This is a genomic window from Rhodococcus sp. 66b (assembly GCF_002076325.1).
Taxonomy (GTDB): Bacteria; Actinomycetota; Actinomycetes; order Mycobacteriales; family Mycobacteriaceae; genus Rhodococcus_F; species Rhodococcus_F erythropolis.
The window spans coordinates 347,935-370,240 of sequence record NZ_MUZB01000002.1 but is presented as its reverse complement, the minus strand read 5'-3'; the positions used below and the strand labels follow the sequence as shown (position 1 = coordinate 370,240).

The following is a 22,306-nucleotide window of genomic DNA, read 5'->3' as shown; positions in this document are numbered from 1 at the left end:
TCCGGCTCCGATACCCGTGTATCGATTCAGCTCTGGGCGCAGTATGTTCTCGTCTGGTTCAAAGCAGTCCGGCGATCCCGGGCGCGACAGAAGAAAGCTGGGCGATAGTGCGAAGAAGATTCGACAGACCACGTAATGCCAGGTGGCCGATCCTGGCCATCCTGCTGGCGCTGATCGCAGCGCTGTTCGCCCCCGGAATCGCGAGCGCGCAACCCGGTCGCACCTACACGATCGCCACCGATCTGACATTCGCCCCGTTCGAATTCGAGAACGAAGACGGCAAACTCGTCGGCATCGACATCGATCTCCTCAACGCGATCGCCGAGGACCAAGGTTTCAAGGTCGACATCAAGCAGCTCGGCTTCGACGCTGCGCTTCAGGCCGTGCAAGCCGGGCAGGCGGACGGCGTCATCGCCGGCATGTCCATCACCGACGCCCGCAAGCAGGTTTTCGACTTCTCCGACCCGTACTTCGAGTCGGGCGTGCAGATGGCGGTCCTCGAGACCGACAACGACGTGAAGTCGTACGAGGATCTGAAGGGCAAGCGCGTCGCGGTCAAGAACGGCACCGAGGGCGCCAGCTTCGCCGAGTCCATCAAGGACCAATACGGCTTCACCACAGTCTATTTCGCCGACTCCGCCAGCATGTACGACGAGGTCCGCACCGGAAACTCCGTCGCAGTCTTCGACGACTACCCCGTCCTCGCCTACGGCATCACACAGGGCAACGGCCTCAAGACGGTCACCGAAAAAGAGGTGGGCGCGAGCTACGGCTTCGCAGTCAACAAGGGCCAGAACGCCGAACTGCTCCAGATGTTTAACGCTGGACTGCAGAACCTGCGCGACGACGGCCAGTACGACGAAATCGTCTCGACCTACCTCGGTCAGGGCGCGTCGACGTCGGACAACTCCATCATCGGCTTGATCAAGAGCACCTATCCCCAGCTCCTCAAGGGCCTGTGGTTGACGATCGTTCTCTCGGTCGTCTCGATCGCGATCGCTCTGGTCCTGGGTGCGATCTTCGGTCTCTGCCGCGTGTCCACCAACATGTTCGTCCGAGGTATAGGCACGACCTACGTCGACATCTTCCGCGGCACACCGCTGTTGGTGCAGGCGTTCTTCATCTACTTCGGCATCCCGGCAGCCCTGCATTTCCAGATGTCCGCCTTCACCGCAGGCATCATCACGCTCTCGCTCAACGCCGGCGCGTACATGGCTGAAATCGTCCGCGGCGGCATCTTGTCCGTCGACAAGGGACAGATGGAGGCGTCACGAAGCCTGGGCATCAGCTACATGAAGTCGATGCGAAAAGTCATCATGCCGCAGGCAATTCGCACGATGATCCCGTCGTACATCAACCAGTTCGTCATCACCCTCAAGGACACGTCGATCCTGTCGGTCATCGGACTCGCCGAGCTCACTCAGACGGGGCGCATCATCATCGCGCGCAACTTCCAGTCGTTCAACATGTGGCTGATCATCGGCGTCATGTACTTCATCATCATCATGGCGCTCACCAAGCTGTCGAACCGCCTCGAGAAGAGGATCAACAAGTGACCGAAACAGCCGTCAACATGGGCAAGTCCGACACCGAGGTCAAGATTTCGGTCAAGGGACTGAAGAAGTCGTTCGGCGACAACGAGGTCCTCAAAGGCCTCGACGTCGACATCAAGAGCGGTGAAGTGGTCTGCGTCATCGGGCCTTCCGGTTCGGGTAAGTCCACCTTCCTGCGCTGCCTCAACCGCCTCGAAGACATCACCGCCGGCTCCGTGCGCGTCGACCAGTTCGACCTCACGAACAAGGACGTCGACATCGACAAGGTGCGCCAGCACATCGGAATGGTGTTCCAGCACTTCAACCTGTTCCCACACATGAGCGTCGTCGAAAACGTGATGCTCGCCCCGGTGCAGACCGGGCGATCGACCAAGGATCAGGCTCGCGAGATCGCCGTCAAACTGCTGGGCCAGGTCGGTCTCGCGGAGAAGGCAGATGCCAAGCCCGCCAGCCTGTCCGGTGGGCAGAAGCAACGTGTGGCCATCGCCCGCGCACTGGCGATGAGCCCGGACATCATGCTCTTCGACGAGGCCACCAGCGCTCTCGACCCGGAGATGGTGGGAGAGGTTCTGCAGGTGCTTCGTGACCTCGCCAAGCAGGGCATGACCATGGTCGTCGTAACCCACGAAATGGGCTTCGCCCGTGAGGTTTCCGATCGAGTCATCTTCATGGCCGATGGATACATCGTCGAAGAAGGCAAGCCGGAGAACCTGTTCGGCAACCCCCAGCAGCAGCGCACCCAGGACTTCCTGGCGAAGGTCCTGTAGGGGCAAGCCCCCTGTGCGCCTTTTTGGTAGTGGGGACTGCCGGAAAGGCGCACGGGTGGTGGCCAATTCGACGACAACGGCCGTCTCCATCCAGCCACGCCGACCGGCAACCAGCGACGACATGCCGCGAAAATGTGGTGGGACCTTCTCGACTCGAACGTGATCGATGCTCCCAGGTACCAACACCCAGTGTCTGGGTTCTTGTTCGACAAATTCCCCGCGCTCGAGTCGGATCGAGAGAACGATCCCGGCAGTAGGTTCCACGTCGTCGGGAAAGATTCCTCCATGAACCGACCCGTCGAACCACAGCGAGTCAGGTATCGGGTGCAAAGCCCACGAAGATTTTTCGCCGACCACCGGCAACGGTGCACAGCACTCTAATTCCCACGTTTCGATGCGGACTGTGACCACGTTGTAGTCATTCATCTGAAATACCCCGCGCAGTAGACGGACCGGGACACGACGATCCCGGGCGCGGAGTTACCTGTCGAACCAGAATAGCGTCAGAGCTTGTAAACGCGCTCCGCTGTCGCCGTGGACGCTGCTGCCAGCGTCTGCGGATCCTCGCCGCGTATGTCTGCGAGTGCACGCACTGTGTATGGCAGGCAGTACGACTCGTTGGGCGCACCGCGGAACGGGTGCGGCGTCAAGAACGGCGCATCCGTCTCGACGATCAGCTGATCCGACGGCACCAACAGCGCGGCCTCACGCAGCGCCTTCGCATTCTTGAAACTCACGGTTCCCGAAAAACTCAACACGTACCCGGCGGCGATGCACTCCCGCGCCATCTCCGAATCCGAGGAGAAGCAGTGGAACACCACTGTCTCCGGCGCGCCTTCCTCGTTCAGCACCCGCAGCAAGTCCTGGTCGGCTTCGCGGTTGTGAATCATCAGCGTCTTACCGAGACGCTTCGCCAGATCGATGTGCCACCGGAAACCGTCGACCTGCTCCTCGATCGTGGCGCACCCTTCGAGCTTGCCTGGCCAGTAGAGATCCAGCCCGGTCTCCCCCACCGCGACGACCCGCGGATTGGACGCCAACCGTTCGATCTCGACCCTGGTGTCGGCATCCAGGACGTTCGCCCTGGTCGGATGGATTGCGACGGCTGCGTAAACCCTCGAATCCCAGTTCGCAGCGTCGACGGCAAAGCGTGCAGCATCGAGGTCGTCGGCCACCGTGACGACCCGTCCGACGCCGACGGCCTCGGCTCGATCGACTATTTCGGCCACGGTCGCAGCGTCGTGTGCGCCACACGCGTCGAGGTGCGTATGGGCGTCGATCAGAGGCGACAAGGGCTCAGGGGCATCGGGGGCGGGACGGTCTTTGCTCACGCCCGATAGAGTAAGCCCACCATGACTGTGCCTGCCTCACCCTCCCAGACCCCGCGCCCGGACTCCGCCGCCCCGGAAGGCGCGGAACGATCGCCGTTCTACATCACGACAGCGATCGCGTATCCCAACGGCGCTCCGCACATCGGCCACGCGTACGAGTACATCTCCTCGGACGCGCTCGCCCGCTTCAAGCGTTTGGACGGTCATGAAGTGTTCTTCATGACCGGTACCGACGAGCACGGTCTGAAGATGCAGCAGACAGCGATCAAAGAGGGCATCGACGTACGCGAACTCGCGGCTCGAAACTCCGACGTGTTCCAGAACCTCGACAAGGTCCTGAACATCTCGTACGACCGGTTCATCCGCACCACGGACGCTGATCACCAGGTCGCCAGCAAGGCGATCTGGGAGAAGATGGCCGCATCGGGCGACATCTACCTCGACACGTACTCGGGTTGGTACTCGGTTCGGGACGAGGCCTTCTACACCGAAGCCGAGACCACGCTTCTGGAGGACGGCACCCGTCAGTCCACCGAGACCGGCACCCCGGTGGAGTGGACCGAGGAGTCGAACTACACCTTCCGTCTCTCGGCGTACGGGGAGCGTCTCCTCGCGCTGTACGAAGAGCACCCCGAATTCATCGCCCCCACAACACGCCGCAACGAGATCGTCAGCTTCGTCAAGGGCGGCCTCAAGGACATCTCGATCTCGCGCACCACGTTCGACTGGGGCGTCAAGGTCCCGGGCGACCCGGACCACGTCATGTACGTCTGGGTAGACGCCCTCACCAACTATCTGACCGGTGTGGGTTACCCGAACGTCGATTCGGAGGAGTTCAAGAAGTTCTGGCCCGCGAGCCTGCACATCATCGGCAAGGACATCACGCGGTTCCACACCGTGTACTGGCCGGCATTCCTCATGTCTGCCGGCATCGAACTGCCGGAGCGGGTGTTCGTCCACGGCTTCTTGTACAACAAGGGCGAGAAGATGTCGAAGTCCGTCGGCAACGTCGTCGACCCCATCGCGATGGTCGATCAGTACGGCCTCGACGCCGTCCGTTTCTTCTTGCTCCGCGAGATCTCGTACGGTCAGGATGGCAGCTACAGCCACGAAGCGATCGTGACGCGCATGAATGCTGATCTCTCGAACGAACTCGGCAATCTCGCGCAGCGTTCGCTGACGATGGTCGCGAAGAACTGCGACGCCCAGGTACCCACCCCCGGTGAGTTCACCGAGGACGACCTGGCGATGCTGGCATCGGCGGATGCCCTGCTTGCCAAGTGCCGCAGCGAGTTCGACGTGCAGGCTCTACACCTCGCACTGGAAGCCATCTGGGGCGTGCTCGGCGAGACCAACCGGTACTTCTCCAAGCAGGAACCGTGGGTTCTGCGTAAGACCGATCCGGCACGCATGGCGACGGTTCTGTACGTGACGCTCGAAGTGGTCCGTATCGTCGGGCTTCTCGTTCAGCCGGTGATGCCCGACGCGGCGTCACGCATCCTCGATCTGCTCGGCCAGAGCGAAGAGAACCGACAGTTCGCCGACATCGCGGTTCGCATCGACGCGAACCGGAAACTGCCTGCTCCGGCGCCAGTTTTCCCCCGCTTCGTCGAGGAATGAGCTAAGCGAGAGTGCCTCACGTGGGGTCCGAGATATCCGGTTACAGGCGGATGTGTCGGACCCCACGTGCACACTCCAGCCATGACGACGAATAGAACATACATTCGAACCAGCGCTTCGGCGCAGACACTGCCATGGAACGGAGCGCGGGTGTCCACTCAGGAGGTCAGCCCTCAATCCGTTTCCGCGGTGCGAGATCTCGTTTCCGAACTGTCCGCGGCGTACGACCGCGGATGGCAGCCGGCGGATCTGATTCATCTGGCGCGTCGAAGCAAAGAAGCGTCCGACGCCGATCTCGCCGCCACCACCATCCTGTTCGATGCGAAAGCGTCGCGCGCCTCCGATCGCGCACCGCTCGAATGGGTGGGGCAGTTGCAGACGATCGGCGAACAGTATCCGAAGTCTCGGCACATCGCTTCTCGAATCACCGTGGACGACGACGTTTTTCGCTCCCTCGCCGCCGGCCTTCTGTTCCAGGATCCCTACTTCCTTGTTTCGCAAATCGTCGACGTCGCGCGATCGTGGATGCGCCTACCTCAGTGGACGGTGTTGCTCGCGCCACCATCCACCTGGCCGTCGCAACGGACCGACACCACCTATGCCGGCGTCGGTGATACCGAGGTCGACGCCAAGGTACTCAAGCGAATTCGTGGATTACTCGCCAAAGCGGAAGCCACCAACTTCGCGGAAGAAGCCGAGATTTTCACCGCGAAGGCTCAGGAGTTGATGACCCGGTACGCCATCGATTCCGCGCTGCTCCACTCTCGCGCCGGGGTCACCGACACATCCGTGAATGCCCGACGCATTCACATCGAGAACCCGTACGTGAAGGAAAAGGTTCACCTCCTGACCGAGATCGGCGAATCGAATCGAGTCAGGACTGTCTGGTTCAGCGACATTGCACTCGCGACCGTCGTCGGCACTCCGGTCGACCTTCAGCAAGTCGACATGCTGTTCACTTCCTTGCTCGTACAGGCAACCCGTGCAATGCAATTCGCCGACTCGAGCAATCGTGGCGGCTCACGCACCACCTCGTTCCGCAAGGGATTCCTGGCCGGGTTCGCCAGCCGCATCGGACACCGTCTGCGAGACGCCGGCACCAAAGCCACCGCCGAAGCGGCCGACGCGGCATCGATGGACGTCGCGGATCTTCTGCCGATCCTGGCCACCACTTCCGAGGCCGTCGACGCCGAATTCGATCGATTGTTCCCGACAACCCGCAAAACTCGCGGACGGTCCGTCGACGCCGAAGGCTGGCACGCCGGCCAGGCCGCAGCCGACGACGCCAACCTGCGTCCCGGCGCACCCGCCGTGAACCGCTCCCGCTAGTCCTTTCGAGCGGCCAGTACCGTCTCGTACAACTCACGCTTGGAGACTCCGGCCGTTGCGACCAGAGCACACGCGTCCTTCAATCGTGCTCCCCCCTCGACCAGCCTTTCCACCTCGTCGACCAGATCGGCAGGATCAGATGCCACCAGTACTGCGCCTTCGAGCACCACCGTGATCTCTCCGCGAACGCCCTCGGCCGCCCAAGTAGCTAACTCTCCGAGAGTGCCGCGCTTCACTTCCTCGTAGGTCTTGGTCAATTCCCGGCACACGGCCGCGCGGCGATCGGGCCCGAGAACTTCCACCGCATCTGCGAGGCAGTCGGCAAGGCGATGGGGTGCTTCGAAGAACACACACGCTCGCTGCTCGGTTGCCAGGGCCGAAAGCCAGGTCTTGCGCTGCCCCTGCTTTCGCGGCGGGAATCCGTCGAAGCAGAACCGCTCCACCGGCAAACCCGAGAGTGCCAGCGCCGTCGTGACCGCCGACGGGCCCGGGAGACACGTGACGGCGAGGTTCTCGGCTACGCAGGCGGCAACGAGGCGATATCCGGGGTCACTGACCGACGGCATGCCTGCATCGGTGACCAGCAGGACGGTCTTGCCTTCGGCGACGTCGGCGACCAACGCGGGCAGCCGCGAAATCTCGACCTGGTCGTAGAAACTGACGATCTTCCCGGTGATGGTGACGTCGAGCGCGGACGCCAGAGACTTGGTGCGTCGTGTGTCCTCCGCAGCGACGACGTCGGCGGTTGCGAGAGCAGACCGAAGACGCGGGGACGCGTCACCGACATCTCCCATGGGTGTTGCGGCGAGTACCAAACGACCAGTCATACCTGACAGCCTACGATTGCCAGGTGACTGTGCAGACGGACGAGCGGCCAACGCCCGCCACGAGCGATCGGGTAGTGCGTAGTCCCGGCCCGCTGGTACCGGATCCTGATTTCGGCCCGACCGACAGATTGCGCGGCTGGATCGTCACCGCTTTCATCACCGTCATCGCGGCGATCACCCGCTTCACGATGCTCGCCTACCCGACCGACGCCGGCACACCTGTATTCGACGAGAAGCACTACGTTCCGCAGGGCTGGCAAGTTCTGACCGGCGGTGGCATCGAAGACAATCCCGGTTACGGATTGGTGGTGCACCCGCCGATCGGTAAGCAGATGATCGCGATCGGCGAAGCACTCTTCGGTTACAACGGTTGGGGGTGGCGATTCTCGTCAGCCCTGGTCGGAACGCTGATGGTCCTGCTGATCATCCGGATCGTCCGCCGCATGACGCGGTCCACGCTGATCGGCGCGATTGCCGGAATCCTGCTCATCGTGGACGGCGTCACCTTCGTCTCCTCACGCCTGGGGATGCTTGACATCTTCCTGGCCTTCTTCGTCCTCGCCGCCCTCGGATGTCTGGTGGTCGATCGCGATCAAGTCCGCGAACGAATGGCGAAGGTGTACGAGGAAGGTCGAATCGGCGATTCCGCCTGGGGTCCACGGCTGGGTTTCCGGTGGTGGAGGTTCGGCGCCGGCATCCTGCTCGGTCTGGCATGCGGAACCAAGTGGTCCGGCATGTACTTCATTCTGTTCTTCGGATTGCTCAGTGTTGCCTTCGACCTGTCAGCGCGCCGCGCATACCGCGTGCAGCGCCCCTGGGTCGGCACCGCGGTTCGCGACATCGGTCCAGCTCTGTATGCGCTGGTGGTCATTCCGCTCGGTGTGTACCTCGCGAGCTACTGGGCCTGGTTCACCAGCGAGACCGGCGTGGACCGTCACGCCGTCGGTAACGAGATCGGTGAGGGCGGCACGTGGAGCTTCATTCCCTCCGCACTGCGTTCACTCTGGTACTACAGCGGAAACGTTCTCCAGTTCCATGCCGGTCTGACCAACTCCGCCGGAAACCACCACCCGTGGGAGTCGAAACCGTGGACGTGGCCGATGGGGCTACGACCGATGCTCTACTACTACGCCGACGGCGAGCAGGTCACCGGTTGCGGGGCCGCCAGCTGTGTCAAGGCCGTGATGCTGATCGGCACACCGGCGATGTGGTGGCTGGCCCTACCGATGTTGGCGTGGGCGATCTGGCAGACGTTCGTGCGCAGGGACTGGCGATACGCCGTGGTCCTGACGGGCTACGGTGCCGCTTACCTTCCGTGGTTCGCGACGCTCGACCGCCAGATGTACTACTTCTACGCAGTTGCACTCGCCCCGTTCATGGTCATGGGATTTGCGCTGGTCCTCGGCGATGTTCTGGGCAAGGCGAGCGCGTCCGTCGAGCGTCGTACCACCGGACTTCTTGCGGTCAGTCTGTACATCGGTCTGGTCGTGGCCAACTTCGTCTACCTCTGGCCGATACTCACCGCCATGCCGATCACGCCGGAATCGTGGCAAAACCATCTGTGGCTGCCTAGCTGGAAATAGTGGGACAGACGAAGGAGGCACCGAACCTGGTTCGGTGCCTCCTTCGCTTCACGATTACTCTGTCGGCTTACCGACGCGACGTCCCCGTCTCGGGCGTAGGAGAGCACGTTTCTGCTCCTTCGCCGCAATGATGATCGGGTCGTGCGAAAGATCCTTGTACAGCGAGAAGCACAGTCCGATCATGACCAGCACGAACGGCGCCGCAGCGATGATCGTCATGGTCTGCAAGCCGTCGAGCGCTTCAGAGCCACCGGTCCACAGCAGAAGCGCCGCGACGCCACCGGTCAACATGCCCCAGAAGACCACAACCCAGCGACTCGGTTCGAGCGTTCCGCGCTGCGAGAGCGTCCCCATCACCATCGACGCAGCGTCTGCGCCGGAAACGAAGAACACTGCCACGAGCAGCATGACGAGGACAGTCGTCACTCCGGCCAACGGCAGATTGTCGAGCATGCCGAACAGTTGAGCCTCTTCCGAGCCTCGGCCGGACAAGCCGATTCCGTCACGTTCCTCGCCGATGCCTGCGCCGCCGAAGATCGCGAACCAGAGCAAGCTGACAGTCGTGGGAACGGCGATGACGCCGACGATGAACTGGCGGATCGTGCGGCCGCGGCTGATGCGTGCCAGGAACATACCGACGAACGGCGTCCAGGACACCCACCATGCCCAGTAGAAGATCGTCCACGACGAAAGCCACGCGCCCGTTTCAGGATTCGACGATGCACCCGTGCGGGCGGACATCTGGGCGAGGTCGGAAACGTATGCGCCAATGGTCGTCGGGAGCAGATTGAGAATCAGCACGGTCGGCCCGAGAACGAACACGAACAGCGCCAAGATCAGCGCGAGCACCATGTTGATGTTGGAGAGCCACTGAATTCCCTTGGCCACACCGGAAACTGCCGAAGCGACGAATGCCAGGGTCAGCACCGCAACGATGGCCACGAGCAGGAATACGCCGGCTTCTTCCATCCAGCCGACTACCTCGAAACCGGAGCCGATCTGAAGTGCGCCGAGCCCCAAAGATGCTGCGGTACCAAAAAGTGTGGCAAAGATCGCCAGGATGTCGATGACCTTGCCGATCGGCCCTTCGGCCTTGCGACCGAGCAACGGAATGAAGGCCGAACTGAACAGTTGCTTGCGTCCTCGGCGATACGACCCGTATGCAATGGCAAGGCCCACAACGGCATACATCGCCCAAGGATGAAGACCCCAGTGAAACATGGTGGTGGCCATGGCAGTTCCGACGCCACCGTCGGTGCCGGGAGGCGGAGTCACGTAGTGCGCAAGCGGTTCCGCGACACCGAAGAACATCAGGCCGATCCCCATGCCGGCGCTGAACATCATCGCGATCCAGCTGACGGTTCGGAACTCGGGCTTCTCACCGTCCTTGCCCAGCGGAATGTCGCCGAATCGACTGACCGCGAGGTAGATGGAAAACAGCACGAAAGCCGAAGCTGCGAGTACGAAGAGCCAGCCGATGTTCGTCACCAACCAGCCGAGAACACTTCCGGTTACCGAATCGAGGTTGTCGGGAGCTACGAGGCCCCACACGACAATAGCCAGCACCGCTGCGGCCGCCACGGAAAACACCACGTAGTCGGTCCGAACGCCTACTCGAGTAAAGCCCGTCTCCGGGCGCTCTTCGTTGGCCCCGGAATCTTGTTCGGATCGATCAGATTTCGTCACCATAGATGACTACGTTCGTCACTTTATGGGCCAAAAGCAAGCCGGAAGGCGGGCTCAACGTCCGTTGAACCCGCCTTCTCACCCCGATCAAGCTGGGGTTTTAACCCAACCGTTGCCCTTGCCGATCAATCCGTCGATGCTGATGCGTCCTGCGCCGATCACAGCGATCAAGAGCGATCCGACACCGAGTGCGACGACGAGTTCGTAGCCACCGTTGTCGATGAAGACACCCTTGTCCGCGTGCACGATGAAGAACGCGCCAACCATGTCGAGGAACAGCAGCGCGCCGACGAGCGGGGTCAACAGACCCGCGATGAGCAGGATTCCGCCGCCGAGTTCGATGGATGCAGCCACAACCGCAGAAATCTTGGGGAGCGGGGCGCCCATCCCTTCAAACGCGGCCTGCGTTCCGGCGATCTTGTAGGTGAAGAACTTCTGCCAACCGTGGGCGATGAAGATGATCCCGAGGCCGACACGGGCGATGAGGAGTCCGAGGTCACGAGCAATCGACGAATTCATGAGCCAAGACTGACAGCTTTAAGTTGAAGCGTCAACTTAAACATTGTGTCATGCACCTCTCAATGCCGACTCCACCATGGCGACGATCTCACTGTCGGAGTACCCGAGCGAGCGGACCCTATGCGCAAACGCGGTCGCCGCCTGCTCGGCCTGCGCCTGCACCGGATCGGTCCCCGAAGCGATGAATGTCCCTTGCTTTCCCCTCGTTTCGATGACGCCCTGATCGCTGAGCGCGCGATAAGCCTTCGCGACGGTGTTGGCCGCCAATCCCAGCTCCGAGGCCAACGCTCGCACCGTCGGGATCTTGGTTCCCGCGATCAATCCGCCGCCGTGAACCTGCTCGATAATCTGTTGCCGCAGTTGGTCGTACGGAGCTGTGGAGGAATCGTGTTCGATTGCGATCTTCATCGTCACTCTCGTCGTATCTTCTCGGTCACAGGCCCTCGATCGCCTCGCGGATCGTATGCGGGCCGGAGGTCAGAACCAATGTCTTGCCGACGCTGGACGGCGCATCGATGAGCGCTTCGACGACCGCGGCGACATCGGCTCGAGGCACAGAGCCTCGATCGACGGGCGGCTGCGCAAGCAATACTTCACCGGTCGGGTCGTCGTCCGTCAGAAGGCCTGGCCGAAGAATCGTCCAATCCAGCGAAGACCTTGTCTTCAGGTCTTCCTCCGCTGCCGTCTTCGCCCGCAGGTAGGCGGCAAAAACCTCGTCGGTGTTCTCCGGTATTTCGTCACCAGCACCCATGGCGCTGATCTGAATGAACCGACGTACTCCCGCTTTCTCGGCGGCATCGGCCAACAGCACCGCCGCAGCTCGGTCGACGGAGTCCTTGCGCTCGATCGAGCTACCAGGTCCGGCGCCCGCGGCGAAGACCGCGACGTCGGCACCGTCGAGTACCTTCGCAACTTCCTCGACCGTGGAGGATTCCAGATCGATCACCACAGGGAACGCGCCGAGTGTGCGGACCGCACCCTCGTGCGCGGAGTTGCGGATCAGCGCTACCGGCCGATCACCATGTCCTGCCAGCAGGTACGTCAGGTGCTGCGCGATCTTGCCGTGCCCACCGGCAATGACCACGCGTCGTTCGTCCACACTTCGATGTTCCGTCATCGTTTTCTCCTCACACGTCGGTACTTCAGGTGCAGCACTCCGGAGCGGCCCGTTGTTCCCCTGTTTGTCCCACGAGTTCGGACGCAGAGGCACAATGACGAACATGGCATCTGCAACCATCTTCCACAATCAACGGTGCAACACCTCGCGGACCGTTCTCGGGCTCATCCGGGAAGCCGGCATCGAACCCACCATCGTCAAGTACCTCGATACTCCGCCTACCCGATCCGAGCTGGAAAAACTCATCGCCGACGCCGGCCTCGAGCCCAGTCAAGCGGTTCGCAAGCGCGAAACGCAGTACAAGGACCTCGGACTCGCCGACGCTTCCGAATCCGAGATCCTCGACGCGATGATCGAGCACCCAATTCTGATCGAACGCCCATTCGTCGTCACTGACAAGGGCACGGTGCTCGCGCGTCCGGCAGCCAAGGTGGAAGAGATTCTCTGACGTCTACCGCTCACAGCGGATCGCGGGCGATCGGGCAGGACATGCAGCGAGGTCCACCGCGACCGGAGCCCAGTTCGGAACCCGCGATTCGCAAAACCTCGATACCCGAGGCCTCCAGCCTGGCATTCGTTTCGACGTTGCGCTCGTAAGCGACGACGACGCCCGGTTCGACGGCCAACGTGTTGTTGCCGTCGTCCCATTGCTCACGCTCGGCAGTGACCGTGTCGAGTCCGGTGTCGATCACTCGAAGTTTTCCGATTCCCATGGCGTCGGCTGCCGCTTCGAGGAACGGCGTCGCACCGCGAATACTCACCCCGTCGTCTTCCTTGCGAAGGGTGAACGCTGCCAATGTGTCCTGAATGGCCGGATACATGACGACCGCGTCGGCCTCGACCATGGTGCAGACCGTGTCGAGATGCATCGACGCTCGGCGTTGCTCGATCGGAACAACCAACACCGTGTGGGCGAGACCGTCGTCGAACACGCTACGCGCCAATGCTTCTGCGCCGGCGGGTGATGTACGTTCACCGACACCGATCGCGATCACCCCCGGCGCGAGAAGCAGCACGTCACCTCCCTCGACAGGAGCCGTGTGCGACTCGTACGCGCGGCGCACGCCTTTGAATCGAGGGTGATGCGCGTAGACGAGATCCGTGATCGAGGATTCGCGAGCTCGCGCTGACAACGCCAAGGACGTGATGATGACCCGTGGCCCGACCCAGAACGACGAATCGCGGGTGAAGAGCAAGTTGGGCAGCGGGTCGATCACGAAGTCACCGCCGTGATGCATCCTGCGCACCAACGAGGTCGAGCCGGCGTCGATCGGCAGCTCGTCGAACGTCATTCCTGCAGTAAGGATCGACGACAGCTCCTTCGGCTCTACCTTTCGCAGGTACGCAGCCAGGTGTTGCCCGAGCGCGTGGCCGATTTTGCGTGCGTCGACGGCGGCCGCGATTCCCTGGATCCTCGCTGCGCCACTGACCTCGAGCGCCTCGGTGAGGAGATCGGACAAAAGCAGTACCTCGACGCCGCGCTCACGAAGGACGGTCGCAAACTGATCGTGTTCTTCCTGCGCGCGGTCCACCCACGGCAACGCGTCGAACAGCAGCTCGTCGTTGTTGCGCGGAGTCAATCGTTTCAACTCGTCGCCCGGACGATGAAGAATGACCGATCGCAATCGGCCCACCTCGGAATCGACACCGAGGGGGACGGAGCCAGAAGCGTTCATGAGTGAACACTAATCCCGTAGGCCCCACCCAGCAGGGATGAGCAGCTGCCATATCTTCCCGCGTAACGTCTGATCCGACGCAGGCGAGAGGACCACGCAATGAGTAGCACGGATCAGGCGGCGCTGGGCGGCGCCGGAATCGACAGGTTCACCGGGCGCTGGGTCGGCGCTGGAGCCGGACATTTCCCCACCATCGACGACTTCGAGTACTCCGAGGAGATCGAGTTCGCTCCGACTCCGAAACCGTTTGTCACCTACTCGTCGCGCACTCGAGGGCTCCCCGACGGCCGACCGCTTCACATGGAATCGGGATACCTGCGCCCGACACCTGGTGGTGAGCTCGAACTGCTGGTCAGCCAGCCCACCGGATTTGTCGAGATCCATCGCGGCACCGTCGACTCCGAAGGCACTCTCGCCTTGACCCGTCTCACGCTCGCAGCATCGCCCGACGCAAAACCGGTTCACGACGTCCGGCGAGTCATGCGCGTCCAAGGCGACGCCCTGTCCTACGACTTGTGGATGGCGCACGGCGACACCCCGCTGACGCATCATCTCCACGCCACCCTCCACCGGGCGACGGACCGGTAGTCGCCATGGAGATGCCGTCGTGGAAAGCCAAGGAACTTACGCCCGGCCAGCTCTCCGAGCGCAGCGGAGTCGCCGTCTCGGCCCTGCATTTCTACGAACGAGAAGGCCTCATCGTCAGTCGCCGGACCAGCGGCAACCAGCGTCGATACCAACGAGACACGCTTCGACGTGTCGCCTTCATCCGAATCTCGCAACGCGTCGGCATTCCACTGTCGGAAATCCGGGAAGCCCTCGGCACACTTCCTGAAGGCCGTACCCCGAACCGCGCAGATTGGGAACGGTTGTCGACCGGATGGCGGCGCCACCTCGATCTCCGCATCGAGCAACTGGAACGACTACGCGACAATCTCACCGGTTGCATAGGTTGCGGGTGTCTCTCGCTGGAGGGATGCGCCCTCGCAAACCCTCACGATCAACTCGCTGCCGCCGGCCCAGGTGCACGCGTTCTGGAGGTGGATTTCGGCGCCGACTCAGGCGAGAAATGACTCGACAGCGTCCCGATCGCGCCCCAGCAAGTCCTCGACGGTCTTCTTCAGCAACTTCTCGATCTGGCCGCCGATGATCGGCATCTTCACTTCGGCCGTTCCGTCGACGACCAGTCGCGTGCAGGACTCGGCGGCGGTGAGGTCCAGCGTCGTCTCGATTCGTATCGGCAGTCCGTGCGCGATTCCGGTGACCGACCCTGCGGCCTTCCCGTCAGACAGAGGCCCCCAGTGGTCCACCCGTGTCAGACCGAGTCGACTCGGCGCAACCTTGGCGACCAGGTTAGGGAGGGAGGCGGAGTCGATTTCCTCGGACACGGATACTTCGATCGATCCGTCTCCAACTTCGATGTCCGAGGTGGCATAAAGGTCTCCGAGTCGGACTTTCCAATAACTCGGGTCAGTCAAAGTTCGATGCACGTCGTCGATCGGATATTTGAATTCGATATCGAAGTGAAAACTCTTCGGCATGACTTTGGTCCCTATTCGACTAGATAGAAGTCCCGTCGGAGTTAATGCTCATCGCTTGAGCAATTTACTGAACTGGTCGTTCGCTTTTTGCATCACGAACTCGTAAGGCGGGGCGAATTTGCGGGCCCACCAGTATCCGAATCGAATGTCATTGGACGTATACACGAGGTACGTGTTCTTCTCGATTCCCCGCAGAATGCACGAGGCCACCTTCTCCGGGGAGACCGCGCGCTTCTCGAACCGGTGCGTGAGCTTTTTGACCCGCGGGTCATCCCGGTCGATACCCGCGATCTCCACGGTTCCCACCAAAGGCGTCTTCACCCCACCAGGCACAACCAGACTGACGCCGATTCCGTGCCGCTTCAGATCGAATCGCAGCACCTCGGAGACCCCGCGAAGGCCGAACTTGCTCGCACTGTAAGCGGCATGCCACGGCAGTGCCAAGAGCCCAGCGGCCGAAGAAACATTGACCAGGTGCCCACCCTTGCCGGCGCGGATCATGGGCGGAACGAACGTCTCCATGACATGGATCGGTCCCATCAGGTTGACGTCAACCATCGACTTCCAGTGCCGATGCTCGAGGTTCTCGATAGTTCCCCACGCTGAAATGCCGGCGATATTCATGACGACATCCATCGGAGAGAATTGAGTGTGAATCTCGGTACCGAATTTCACAACCTCGTCGTAATCCGAGATATCGAGTGCCTTGGCCAAACTGACCGTGCCCCCTCCGGCACCAACCATTGCGGCAGTCTCTTGCAATCCACGGTCGTTGATATCAGTGAGAAACAATTCGGCTCCGGCCTCGGATGCCCGCAGTGCAGTTGCGCGTCCTATCCCACTACCAGCGCCGGTGATCAGGCATTTCTTACCCTCGAGCGACCTTACTGACATGGATCGACACTCCCCCGCACTCGTACTGTGGACATGCGGGAAAGTCTACGCACGCGTTGTGCGGCCGCCCCGAAACACGCATTGCGGCCGTGAGCATGCCAGAACCCACGACCTCGGCGGCAGCCGCCGAACCCACCGACAGCTACAGACGCTGAGCCATCTGCTCTTGATAGCCCCTGACCGTACGGTCGAGTTCTTCCGCCGCTACATCGTCCCCACGCTTGCGTGCGTCGTGGGCTCGATCCTGGATTTCACGGATCGCGCGGCGCAGTTCGTCATCGCTCATCGTGTGTTTCATATCACAATTCTGCACCTACGCAGGGGGTTTAGCTAGCGCAGATTGCATTCCGGCAAACCGTTCAAGGTTCAACCCCGAAGTGATTCGAGCAACATCGCGAACAGTCGCCATAATTGCAACCGCATCACTCCACACCGTCACTGAACTGCGGTTTTCCTTTCGGAACACATATGAAAAACCAGGCTAACGCTTAGCTAATATCGCCAAAACGGGTAAAAGGTTTGATACTGGGCACATTAACCAAGTAATGGAAGGTTCGAATAGCGCGACCGTAGCTGCACAATCTTCGTGCGGCCGATACTCAATGTGCGCTGAGACATAGCTGAGCACTCAATGGCCGAACGAATCGAATCTCGGACACATTTGACAACTGGTCCACTAAACAGACTACGGTGAGCTACCGATCGGTTATCCGCGTGATACCGTAGGATTCACTGAACGGACAATTGCTAGCTAGAGAGGATTACGGGGCGGTTCACAATGGCTGACTTTGCAGAACGATTGAACAAACTGTTCGACAGTGTTCATCCTCCGGGGCGCAAACCCCACACCAACGCCGAGGTTGCGGCAGCGCTCATCGAAGACGGCCATCAGATCTCCAAGCCGTACATCTCGCAGCTCCGCTCGGGACAGCGCACCAACCCCTCGGACGAGACAGTCGCTGCGTTCGCCCGGTTCTTCAAGGTGAAGCCCGACTACTTCTTCAACGACATCTACGCTGCCAAGATCGATCACGACCTCGAACTGCTCTCGCAGCTCCAAGGTTACGGCCTTCGCCGCCTCTCGAGCCGCGCATTCGACCTGTCGGAAGAATCGCAGAATCTGCTCACCACGATGGCTGAAAAGCTCCGCGCGAGTGAGGGTTTGCCAGAGGTTCCGCCCGACGCGTCACGCTGATGCAAATGTGCTGAAGCACTGAATTGACATGGAGTAGGTCGACTACGAACGTCGACCTACTTTTGTCGTTTCATCGAGTTCCTTCGCCAACAACAACACCCATCGGCGCGCCGACATCTTCTCAGGTGGCGCAATCCATCTGGTGTCCAACACATCCGAGGCCAATGGATCCGCGATCCACCCCGCAAGTATTCCTGCATGGGCGGTAACTGCCCGGGGTGGTTCCTGACCACCGACGTCGAACATCCCGGCGCCGGACTGTATGTACATCGCATCCATGATCTGGGCGATCATGTCCGATGCCCGGAGTACTGACGTACTTCCGGCACTGTCCGCGTCGACAACCTCGGGGAATCGCTTGACGAGAAGCGCGTGCATCCGCCGCAGCCGGTACAGATCTCGTCGGGCACGTAACCAGGTCTCGAGAAGCACCCACGTGATGCCGAGCGCTATCAGAACACTCGAGGCAGCGATGAACCACACCCCTGCGCCCGTCCAGATATCCGATTCGAGTGCGCTGGTGCCACCGATCGATTCGACCAGCATCACGACGACCACGACAAGCAAGACCGACGAACCTGTCACGATCAATGCGATTCCGCGCCCCAACGGCGCCCAGGCAACGTGCCGTAGCCCCGTCGAAATGACAAGGGACAGAGCGACGATGATAAAGATCAGAGCCGGCGCTGGGTATCCGAAAAGAACCGCGATCGCCACCAGCAGCCCCACCGAGTACAGCACCGTGGCGAGGCCGCGCATGGCTGGACGCGACATCACCGGCCAGGCAGACACAGCGCCGACTGCGCTGGCCGCGGACAACGCGGTCCACAAGACGATGACGATCATCGCTGCGGCATGTTGCTCCGGCGCAATTCGATCGACGATGTCCCACACCGCAGGCACCATGACCGTCGACGACAATGCGACCGAGAAGCCGGCGAAGACCATCGACATTCGCAACGGCGTCGCGGTGCGCGCGACAACTCGACCCAGTCTCGCGCCGGCTGCAACCCAGACGAGAAGGGCCACAGCCCAAAAGATCATCCGATCGCCTCGTCGTACCGCAACACCGACAGCGGTGTCCCACGGCCACTCATCGTTCGCAGACGCATGATCAACATCGACGCGAACGTCTCGGCTTCCCACTCCGCGATGTCATCCATCGGCACGGGTTCGTTGCGCCGCAGAGAACGTTGACTCAACATGTAGGCGATCAAATCGTCACTGACCTCGAGCGTCGCCTCGGCGATCTCGGCACCTTCGTGGCGAAACACTATGTGCCCCAACTCATGTGCCAGAGTCCGCTCGACATTGGGTAGTCCGGGAGCCAAGACGATGACGTCGTGGTCGTCGTAGGCCCGGCGTTGACCGCACACTCCGGTGGCGAGCGGGGTTTCCAGATCGATCTCGATCGGGCGCCCACGCTCTCGGGCGACTGTCTGCACCACCGTAAGCAGTGACACAGCCTCCGACGACGCTGCTGCGTCACATACGGCATCCACCGCGGCCAGAACGCGGCGATGTGAACGTCTGTCCGGCACGACTCACGCACCTCCCTGTGATCCGGGTGCCAGGAATTCGGCACGTGCGGCAGCCAAACGTGCCTTCTGCAACGATGCTCCGCGGAAAGTCATTGCTCCCGCACCGGCCGCTACGACTGCCATTCCGCCCACACCGCCGGCGACGGCGGCAGCGTTGAGAATCGGCGGAAGGCCTTGAGTGAACGCCGTCGGGAATGCCTGCGGGTTCTCACTGGGACTCGCGACGTTCGGAGCGCTCGACGGTACCTGGGGAGCTACGGGTGCCGGTGCGGCCAGAACCTCGGGCGCCGAAGGTGCTGCGACTGCGCCCGGCGCAGCGTTCGCCGGTCCACCGGCAGAGGGTGCAGGTGCACCGCCGCCCGCTGACGGCCCCTGCGGATCAGACGGTCCAGCCGGCGGAACCGCGGCCTCCGAGGATGGCTCGGAACTCGACTGCGACTCGGAAGGGGACTGCGTCGTCTCGGAGGCTGCTTCGCTCGATGAACTCTCGGTCTGCGAAGTTGCGTTGGTCGCAGGGGAAGCGCTGCTGCTCGGACGTTGCGACGCCGAAGGGTTGGTCGAGGCCTCAGTTGTCGTGGGCTCAGTCGTCGTGGGCTCAGTCGTCGTGGTCGGCTCAGTCGTCGTGGTCGGCTCAGTCGTCGTGGTCGGCTCAGTCGTCGTGGTCGGCTCAGTCGTCGTGGTCGGCGTCGGAATTACGGTCGTGCCACAGTTGTGATGGTGGCAATGCCAGCCGTTGTTGCCGCCACCGTTGCCGTTGTTGCCGCCACCGTTGCCGTTGCCGTTGTTACCGCCGTTGTTACCGCCGCCGTTGCCGTTGTTATTGCCGCCGTTGCCGTTGTTATTGCCGCCGTTGTTGCCGTAGTTGCCGTTTCCGTTGCCATTGTTTCCACCGCCACTGTTGCCGCCAGGTTGGGCGGCGACGATGGCAGGGAAGACCGATACGGCAAGGACGCCGATACCCATCAGGCACATCACAGCAACAAGCATCATCGCTAGCCGTCGTGGCTGGCTCATCGACATTCCTCCCCGACACATACGTCCGACCTGCGGAAAACTGCGGCAGACTCATCGTGCCTATCGCACCGGACACACCCTCGTTACATTTCCGGCAAACATGTATCCGCCCAAGGATCATCCCTCACTTGGAAGCTCAACGGTCCGGATCAGCGGTCGCAATCGTATGAAACGGCGCACACTCGAGCTAAATCTTCACAATTCGGGCAGGCTCTGAAAATGCAGGAAAGGGCCGTTCAACTTTCGTTGAAAGACCCTTTTTGCTGGTACTTCTTGGTGGAGCTGAGGGGAATCGAACCCCTGACCTCTTCGATGCGAACGAAGCGCGCTACCAACTGCGCCACAGCCCCGTGCCACCGCCTCAGCGGTGCTCGGCAACTCTAACAGGAACGAATACTCCCGTTGGAATCACCCGACACGAACTTTCGGCCCGACAAGATCTGCCCAGAAGATCGACCGAGATAGGTCACTGACCGGACGCGCGACGCATCTCGGTGTGCCTGACCTCTTCTTCGTAGTGATCCAAGTGATCGAACATCGGATCTTCGTCGTCGACCTCGAGGACAACCGCTCCTGGCCGGCGCAATCGCGCGGGAATCAGGCGCAGCTCTTCGTCGGTGTGCGATTCGACTCCGAGTCGCGATCGGTTGAGGCGCTCGGTGCGACGACGGCGAATCTCCTGCTCGATCCGAACCTGCCGACGTAGGTACGCCATGTACCCACCGAGGCCGCACACGGTCAGCACAAACAACCACCACACCATCGGCGAGATGATCAATGCGAGAGCACCCGAGAGAATCGCGACGAATGCCAGGCCCAACAATGTCCGCTGACGGAATGCGTACCGCGCCTCCCGGGCGATGGCATCCGCTTCGGGGTCGAATCCGCCTCGGCCGCGCCGAACGGGAACAAATTCTCCGACCGGTGCACGACCGCCGGCGTAGTCGTCTTCTGCGTGAGTGTCCATCTGGTCCTCCGCGTCGTAGCTGCTGCGCACTGGTTCTGGTTGCCAGTTCGGATCGCTTCGATGTCCTGCTGCCGGCCCGCGCTGAACAGGGTTGCTGTCGCCGCGGTGGAGTACTCGAGTCGCGAGCGCCGCGTCACTCGTCTGCCGGATCCTGGGGCGCTTGTTGACAAGCATCGGCACCAGGACGAACAGCCACACGGCCACCAGCCCGATCCACACGAATGAGCTAGGCATGCCGCGGCCTCCTCCCGATCACCTACCAGCACCTATGCCAGCCGTTGACGAGTCAAGGTTAACGGCCGACGCCCTCGCATCGTTGCCGACGCGCCGAACCCCACCATACTCATGTGTCACACGCGTACCGAACTGAACTTCCGGTTCAGTCCCAAAAGTCTCAAGTTCTGGTTGAATCAAAAACCACATTTTTCCGGCCGAAAGTAGGACTACTCAGCGGTAACTGCCGTTTAGCTCGCGTTTCTCACGCTCGTGGCGCCGTATTGGTCACACCCACGAAGCGCGTCCGGACCGCACCAATCTGTCGACGACGGTGGTGGGTACTTCCTCGATGGTCATTCCGACCAGAAGATGATCACGCCATTGGCCGTCGACATCGAGATAGCGCTTGAGAAGACCTTCCTCCCGGAACCCAACATTTCGTAGGACTGCGCGACTCGACGCGTTCTCCGGCCGAACGGTCGCCTCCACTCGATGCAGACCGACCTTCGAGAATGCGTGATCGAGTGTGAGCGCCACGGCCGCTGTGGCTACGCCCCCACCGGTGACGTGCGAGGCGACCCAATAGCCCACCCAGGCGGACCGCAGAGCGCCGCGCACGACATTTCCGATGGTGACCTGCCCGCAGTACTTCCCGTCGAGTTCGATCACCAAGGGAAGGATCCGGCCCTTGCGCGCCTCGGAGCGAAGATTCCCGCACAGGGACGGCCAGACAGTGATGTGGTGGCGAGCATCCCAGGGCGACTCTCCGGTGGGCTCCCACGGCTCCAGGTGCTCGCGATCGCGAATGCGGAGGCGACTCCACACAGCAGCGTCACGGAGCTTCACGGGGCGGACGGTCACCACTCCCGCGGGCACTCGCAGTGGGCCGAGATCTTCCGGCCATCCTGGATGGACTGACATCACACCCCA

General features: G+C 61.7%; 24 protein-coding genes and 1 tRNA gene. 9 read left to right on the top strand and 16 right to left on the bottom strand.

What is annotated here, in order from left to right:
- Positions 1 to 107 precede the first annotated feature (107 nt).
- Both B0E55_RS04775 and B0E55_RS04770 read left to right on the top strand, forming a co-directional pair.
- Positions 108 to 1,556: an amino acid ABC transporter substrate-binding protein/permease gene (locus B0E55_RS04775; protein WP_020908609.1), complete on the top strand. Its 1,449-nt coding sequence runs from the start codon at positions 108 to 110 to the stop codon at positions 1,554 to 1,556.
- Positions 1,553 to 2,320 (top strand): amino acid ABC transporter ATP-binding protein, encoded by a 768-nt coding sequence (locus tag B0E55_RS04770; protein ID WP_019744702.1) that lies wholly within the window; start codon positions 1,553 to 1,555, stop codon positions 2,318 to 2,320. Before B0E55_RS04775 ends, B0E55_RS04770 begins: the two co-directional genes overlap by 4 nt.
- Before the next feature lie 503 nt (positions 2,321 to 2,823).
- Here the strand turns inward: B0E55_RS04770 and B0E55_RS04760 are convergent.
- Entirely contained in the window at positions 2,824 to 3,651 is an 828-nt protein-coding gene (locus tag B0E55_RS04760) for a TatD family hydrolase (RefSeq protein ID WP_080909178.1), read from the bottom strand.
- A gap of 21 nt (positions 3,652 to 3,672) precedes the next feature.
- Here B0E55_RS04760 and metG point away from each other — a divergent pair, with 21 nt between their 5' ends.
- Both metG and B0E55_RS04750 read left to right on the top strand, forming a co-directional pair.
- Complete coding sequence (metG, locus tag B0E55_RS04755) at positions 3,673 to 5,271, top strand: methionine--tRNA ligase (RefSeq protein ID WP_019744705.1); 1,599 nt, start codon at positions 3,673 to 3,675, stop codon at positions 5,269 to 5,271.
- A gap of 81 nt (positions 5,272 to 5,352) precedes the next feature.
- On the top strand, positions 5,353 to 6,600 hold the full coding sequence (locus B0E55_RS04750; protein ID WP_230091198.1) for a DUF2786 domain-containing protein: 1,248 nt from the start codon (positions 5,353 to 5,355) through the stop codon (positions 6,598 to 6,600).
- Here B0E55_RS04750 and rsmI read toward each other — a convergent pair.
- On the bottom strand, positions 6,597 to 7,427 hold the full coding sequence (gene rsmI, locus B0E55_RS04745) for a 16S rRNA (cytidine(1402)-2'-O)-methyltransferase (RefSeq protein WP_019744707.1): 831 nt from the start codon (positions 7,425 to 7,427) through the stop codon (positions 6,597 to 6,599). The two genes, B0E55_RS04750 and rsmI, sit on opposite strands and share 4 nt — an antisense overlap.
- 23 nt (positions 7,428 to 7,450) lie before the next feature.
- Here rsmI and B0E55_RS04740 point away from each other — a divergent pair, with 23 nt between their 5' ends.
- Positions 7,451 to 9,010, top strand: a complete 1,560-nt coding sequence (locus B0E55_RS04740; RefSeq protein WP_080909177.1) for a dolichyl-phosphate-mannose--protein mannosyltransferase — start codon at positions 7,451 to 7,453, stop codon at positions 9,008 to 9,010.
- A gap of 54 nt (positions 9,011 to 9,064) precedes the next feature.
- Here the strand turns inward: B0E55_RS04740 and B0E55_RS04735 are convergent, their stop codons facing one another.
- From B0E55_RS04735 to B0E55_RS04720, 4 genes are all read right to left on the bottom strand, one after another.
- Positions 9,065 to 10,699, bottom strand: a complete 1,635-nt coding sequence (locus B0E55_RS04735; protein ID WP_019744709.1) for a BCCT family transporter — start codon at positions 10,697 to 10,699, stop codon at positions 9,065 to 9,067.
- An 84-nt stretch (positions 10,700 to 10,783) separates the two neighbouring features.
- Positions 10,784 to 11,215 (bottom strand): DoxX family protein, encoded by a 432-nt coding sequence (locus tag B0E55_RS04730; RefSeq protein WP_020908616.1) that lies wholly within the window; start codon positions 11,213 to 11,215, stop codon positions 10,784 to 10,786.
- A 48-nt stretch (positions 11,216 to 11,263) separates the two neighbouring features.
- Positions 11,264 to 11,623, bottom strand: a complete 360-nt coding sequence (locus B0E55_RS04725) for a GntR family transcriptional regulator (RefSeq protein ID WP_020970329.1) — start codon at positions 11,621 to 11,623, stop codon at positions 11,264 to 11,266.
- Between the two features lie 25 nt (positions 11,624 to 11,648).
- Positions 11,649 to 12,332, bottom strand: a complete 684-nt coding sequence (locus tag B0E55_RS04720; RefSeq protein WP_020970330.1) for an SDR family oxidoreductase — start codon at positions 12,330 to 12,332, stop codon at positions 11,649 to 11,651.
- A 94-nt stretch (positions 12,333 to 12,426) separates the two neighbouring features.
- Between B0E55_RS04720 and arsC the strand changes: the two genes are divergently transcribed.
- Positions 12,427 to 12,780, top strand: a complete 354-nt coding sequence (arsC, locus tag B0E55_RS04715) for an arsenate reductase (glutaredoxin) (RefSeq protein WP_020970331.1) — start codon at positions 12,427 to 12,429, stop codon at positions 12,778 to 12,780.
- A 10-nt stretch (positions 12,781 to 12,790) separates the two neighbouring features.
- Here arsC and arcA read toward each other — a convergent pair whose 3' ends face one another.
- A complete protein-coding gene (gene arcA / locus B0E55_RS04710) occupies positions 12,791 to 14,008 on the bottom strand; it encodes an arginine deiminase (protein ID WP_019744713.1) in 1,218 nt (405 codons plus the stop codon).
- A 99-nt stretch (positions 14,009 to 14,107) separates the two neighbouring features.
- On the opposite strand from arcA, the gene B0E55_RS04705 reads away from it, so the two are divergent.
- Together B0E55_RS04705 and soxR are read left to right on the top strand one after the other, a co-directional pair.
- Positions 14,108 to 14,596, top strand: coding sequence for an FABP family protein (locus B0E55_RS04705; RefSeq protein WP_080909176.1), 489 nt, complete (start codon positions 14,108 to 14,110; stop codon positions 14,594 to 14,596).
- A 5-nt stretch (positions 14,597 to 14,601) separates the two neighbouring features.
- Positions 14,602 to 15,081 (top strand): redox-sensitive transcriptional activator SoxR, encoded by a 480-nt coding sequence (gene soxR / locus B0E55_RS04700; protein ID WP_019744715.1) that lies wholly within the window; start codon positions 14,602 to 14,604, stop codon positions 15,079 to 15,081.
- Here soxR and B0E55_RS04695 read toward each other — a convergent pair.
- From B0E55_RS04695 to B0E55_RS31850, 3 genes are all read right to left on the bottom strand, one after another.
- The gene (locus B0E55_RS04695; RefSeq protein ID WP_019744716.1) at positions 15,067 to 15,549 is read right to left on the bottom strand and encodes a DUF2505 domain-containing protein; all 483 of its coding nucleotides are present in this window, start codon (positions 15,547 to 15,549) and stop codon (positions 15,067 to 15,069) included. The two genes, soxR and B0E55_RS04695, sit on opposite strands and share 15 nt — an antisense overlap.
- A gap of 48 nt (positions 15,550 to 15,597) precedes the next feature.
- Positions 15,598 to 16,443: an SDR family oxidoreductase gene (locus B0E55_RS04690; RefSeq protein ID WP_019744717.1), complete on the bottom strand. Its 846-nt coding sequence runs from the start codon at positions 16,441 to 16,443 to the stop codon at positions 15,598 to 15,600.
- Between the two features lie 142 nt (positions 16,444 to 16,585).
- Positions 16,586 to 16,729 carry a hypothetical protein gene (locus tag B0E55_RS31850; protein WP_162267916.1) on the bottom strand — a complete coding sequence of 48 codons (144 nt, stop codon included), beginning with the start codon at positions 16,727 to 16,729 and terminating at the stop codon, positions 16,586 to 16,588.
- A gap of 492 nt (positions 16,730 to 17,221) precedes the next feature.
- On the opposite strand from B0E55_RS31850, the gene B0E55_RS04685 reads away from it, so the two are divergent.
- Positions 17,222 to 17,638: a helix-turn-helix domain-containing protein gene (locus B0E55_RS04685; protein WP_003946231.1), complete on the top strand. Its 417-nt coding sequence runs from the start codon at positions 17,222 to 17,224 to the stop codon at positions 17,636 to 17,638.
- A gap of 42 nt (positions 17,639 to 17,680) precedes the next feature.
- Here the strand turns inward: B0E55_RS04685 and B0E55_RS04680 are convergent, their stop codons facing one another.
- From B0E55_RS04680 to B0E55_RS04655, 6 genes are all read right to left on the bottom strand, one after another.
- On the bottom strand, positions 17,681 to 18,682 hold the full coding sequence (locus B0E55_RS04680; protein WP_060939738.1) for a hypothetical protein: 1,002 nt from the start codon (positions 18,680 to 18,682) through the stop codon (positions 17,681 to 17,683).
- The gene (locus tag B0E55_RS04675) at positions 18,679 to 19,179 is read right to left on the bottom strand and encodes an ImmA/IrrE family metallo-endopeptidase (protein WP_003946241.1); all 501 of its coding nucleotides are present in this window, start codon (positions 19,177 to 19,179) and stop codon (positions 18,679 to 18,681) included. The genes B0E55_RS04680 and B0E55_RS04675 overlap by 4 nt, the downstream gene beginning before the upstream one ends.
- 3 nt (positions 19,180 to 19,182) lie before the next feature.
- Positions 19,183 to 20,193: a hypothetical protein gene (locus B0E55_RS04670; RefSeq protein WP_133053398.1), complete on the bottom strand. Its 1,011-nt coding sequence runs from the start codon at positions 20,191 to 20,193 to the stop codon at positions 19,183 to 19,185.
- A gap of 274 nt (positions 20,194 to 20,467) precedes the next feature.
- Positions 20,468 to 20,543 (bottom strand) — tRNA-Ala (locus B0E55_RS04665).
- 116 nt (positions 20,544 to 20,659) lie between these two features.
- Positions 20,660 to 21,394, bottom strand: a complete 735-nt coding sequence (gene sepX, locus B0E55_RS04660) for a divisome protein SepX/GlpR (protein ID WP_080909174.1) — start codon at positions 21,392 to 21,394, stop codon at positions 20,660 to 20,662.
- 267 nt (positions 21,395 to 21,661) lie between these two features.
- Entirely contained in the window at positions 21,662 to 22,297 is a 636-nt protein-coding gene (locus B0E55_RS04655) for a GNAT family N-acetyltransferase (RefSeq protein ID WP_007727523.1), read from the bottom strand.
- Between the last annotated feature and the right edge of the window lie 9 nt (positions 22,298 to 22,306).

Bases quoted from the DNA above. Each gene is read 5' to 3' on its own strand.
- metG (WP_019744705.1), top strand. From the start codon at position 3,673: ATGACTGTGCCTGCCTCACCCTCCCAGACCCCGCGCCCGGACTCCGCC.
- B0E55_RS04750 (WP_230091198.1), top strand. From the start codon at position 5,353: ATGACGACGAATAGAACATACATTCGAACCAGCGCTTCGGCGCAGACA.
- rsmI (WP_019744707.1), bottom strand. From the start codon at position 7,427: ATGACTGGTCGTTTGGTACTCGCCGCAACACCCATGGGAGATGTCGGT.
- B0E55_RS04735 (WP_019744709.1), bottom strand. From the start codon at position 10,699: ATGGTGACGAAATCTGATCGATCCGAACAAGATTCCGGGGCCAACGAA.
- B0E55_RS04730 (WP_020908616.1), bottom strand. From the start codon at position 11,215: ATGAATTCGTCGATTGCTCGTGACCTCGGACTCCTCATCGCCCGTGTC.
- B0E55_RS04725 (WP_020970329.1), bottom strand. From the start codon at position 11,623: ATGAAGATCGCAATCGAACACGATTCCTCCACAGCTCCGTACGACCAA.
- B0E55_RS04720 (WP_020970330.1), bottom strand. From the start codon at position 12,332: ATGACGGAACATCGAAGTGTGGACGAACGACGCGTGGTCATTGCCGGT.
- arsC (WP_020970331.1), top strand. From the start codon at position 12,427: ATGACGAACATGGCATCTGCAACCATCTTCCACAATCAACGGTGCAAC.
- arcA (WP_019744713.1), bottom strand. From the start codon at position 14,008: ATGAACGCTTCTGGCTCCGTCCCCCTCGGTGTCGATTCCGAGGTGGGC.
- B0E55_RS04705 (WP_080909176.1), top strand. From the start codon at position 14,108: ATGAGTAGCACGGATCAGGCGGCGCTGGGCGGCGCCGGAATCGACAGG.
- soxR (WP_019744715.1), top strand. From the start codon at position 14,602: ATGGAGATGCCGTCGTGGAAAGCCAAGGAACTTACGCCCGGCCAGCTC.
- B0E55_RS04695 (WP_019744716.1), bottom strand. From the start codon at position 15,549: ATGCCGAAGAGTTTTCACTTCGATATCGAATTCAAATATCCGATCGAC.
- B0E55_RS04690 (WP_019744717.1), bottom strand. From the start codon at position 16,443: ATGTCAGTAAGGTCGCTCGAGGGTAAGAAATGCCTGATCACCGGCGCT.
- B0E55_RS31850 (WP_162267916.1), bottom strand. From the start codon at position 16,729: ATGAGCGATGACGAACTGCGCCGCGCGATCCGTGAAATCCAGGATCGA.
- B0E55_RS04685 (WP_003946231.1), top strand. From the start codon at position 17,222: ATGGCTGACTTTGCAGAACGATTGAACAAACTGTTCGACAGTGTTCAT.
- B0E55_RS04680 (WP_060939738.1), bottom strand. From the start codon at position 18,682: ATGATCTTTTGGGCTGTGGCCCTTCTCGTCTGGGTTGCAGCCGGCGCG.
- B0E55_RS04670 (WP_133053398.1), bottom strand. From the start codon at position 20,193: ATGAGCCAGCCACGACGGCTAGCGATGATGCTTGTTGCTGTGATGTGC.
- sepX (WP_080909174.1), bottom strand. From the start codon at position 21,394: ATGCCTAGCTCATTCGTGTGGATCGGGCTGGTGGCCGTGTGGCTGTTC.
- B0E55_RS04655 (WP_007727523.1), bottom strand. From the start codon at position 22,297: ATGTCAGTCCATCCAGGATGGCCGGAAGATCTCGGCCCACTGCGAGTG.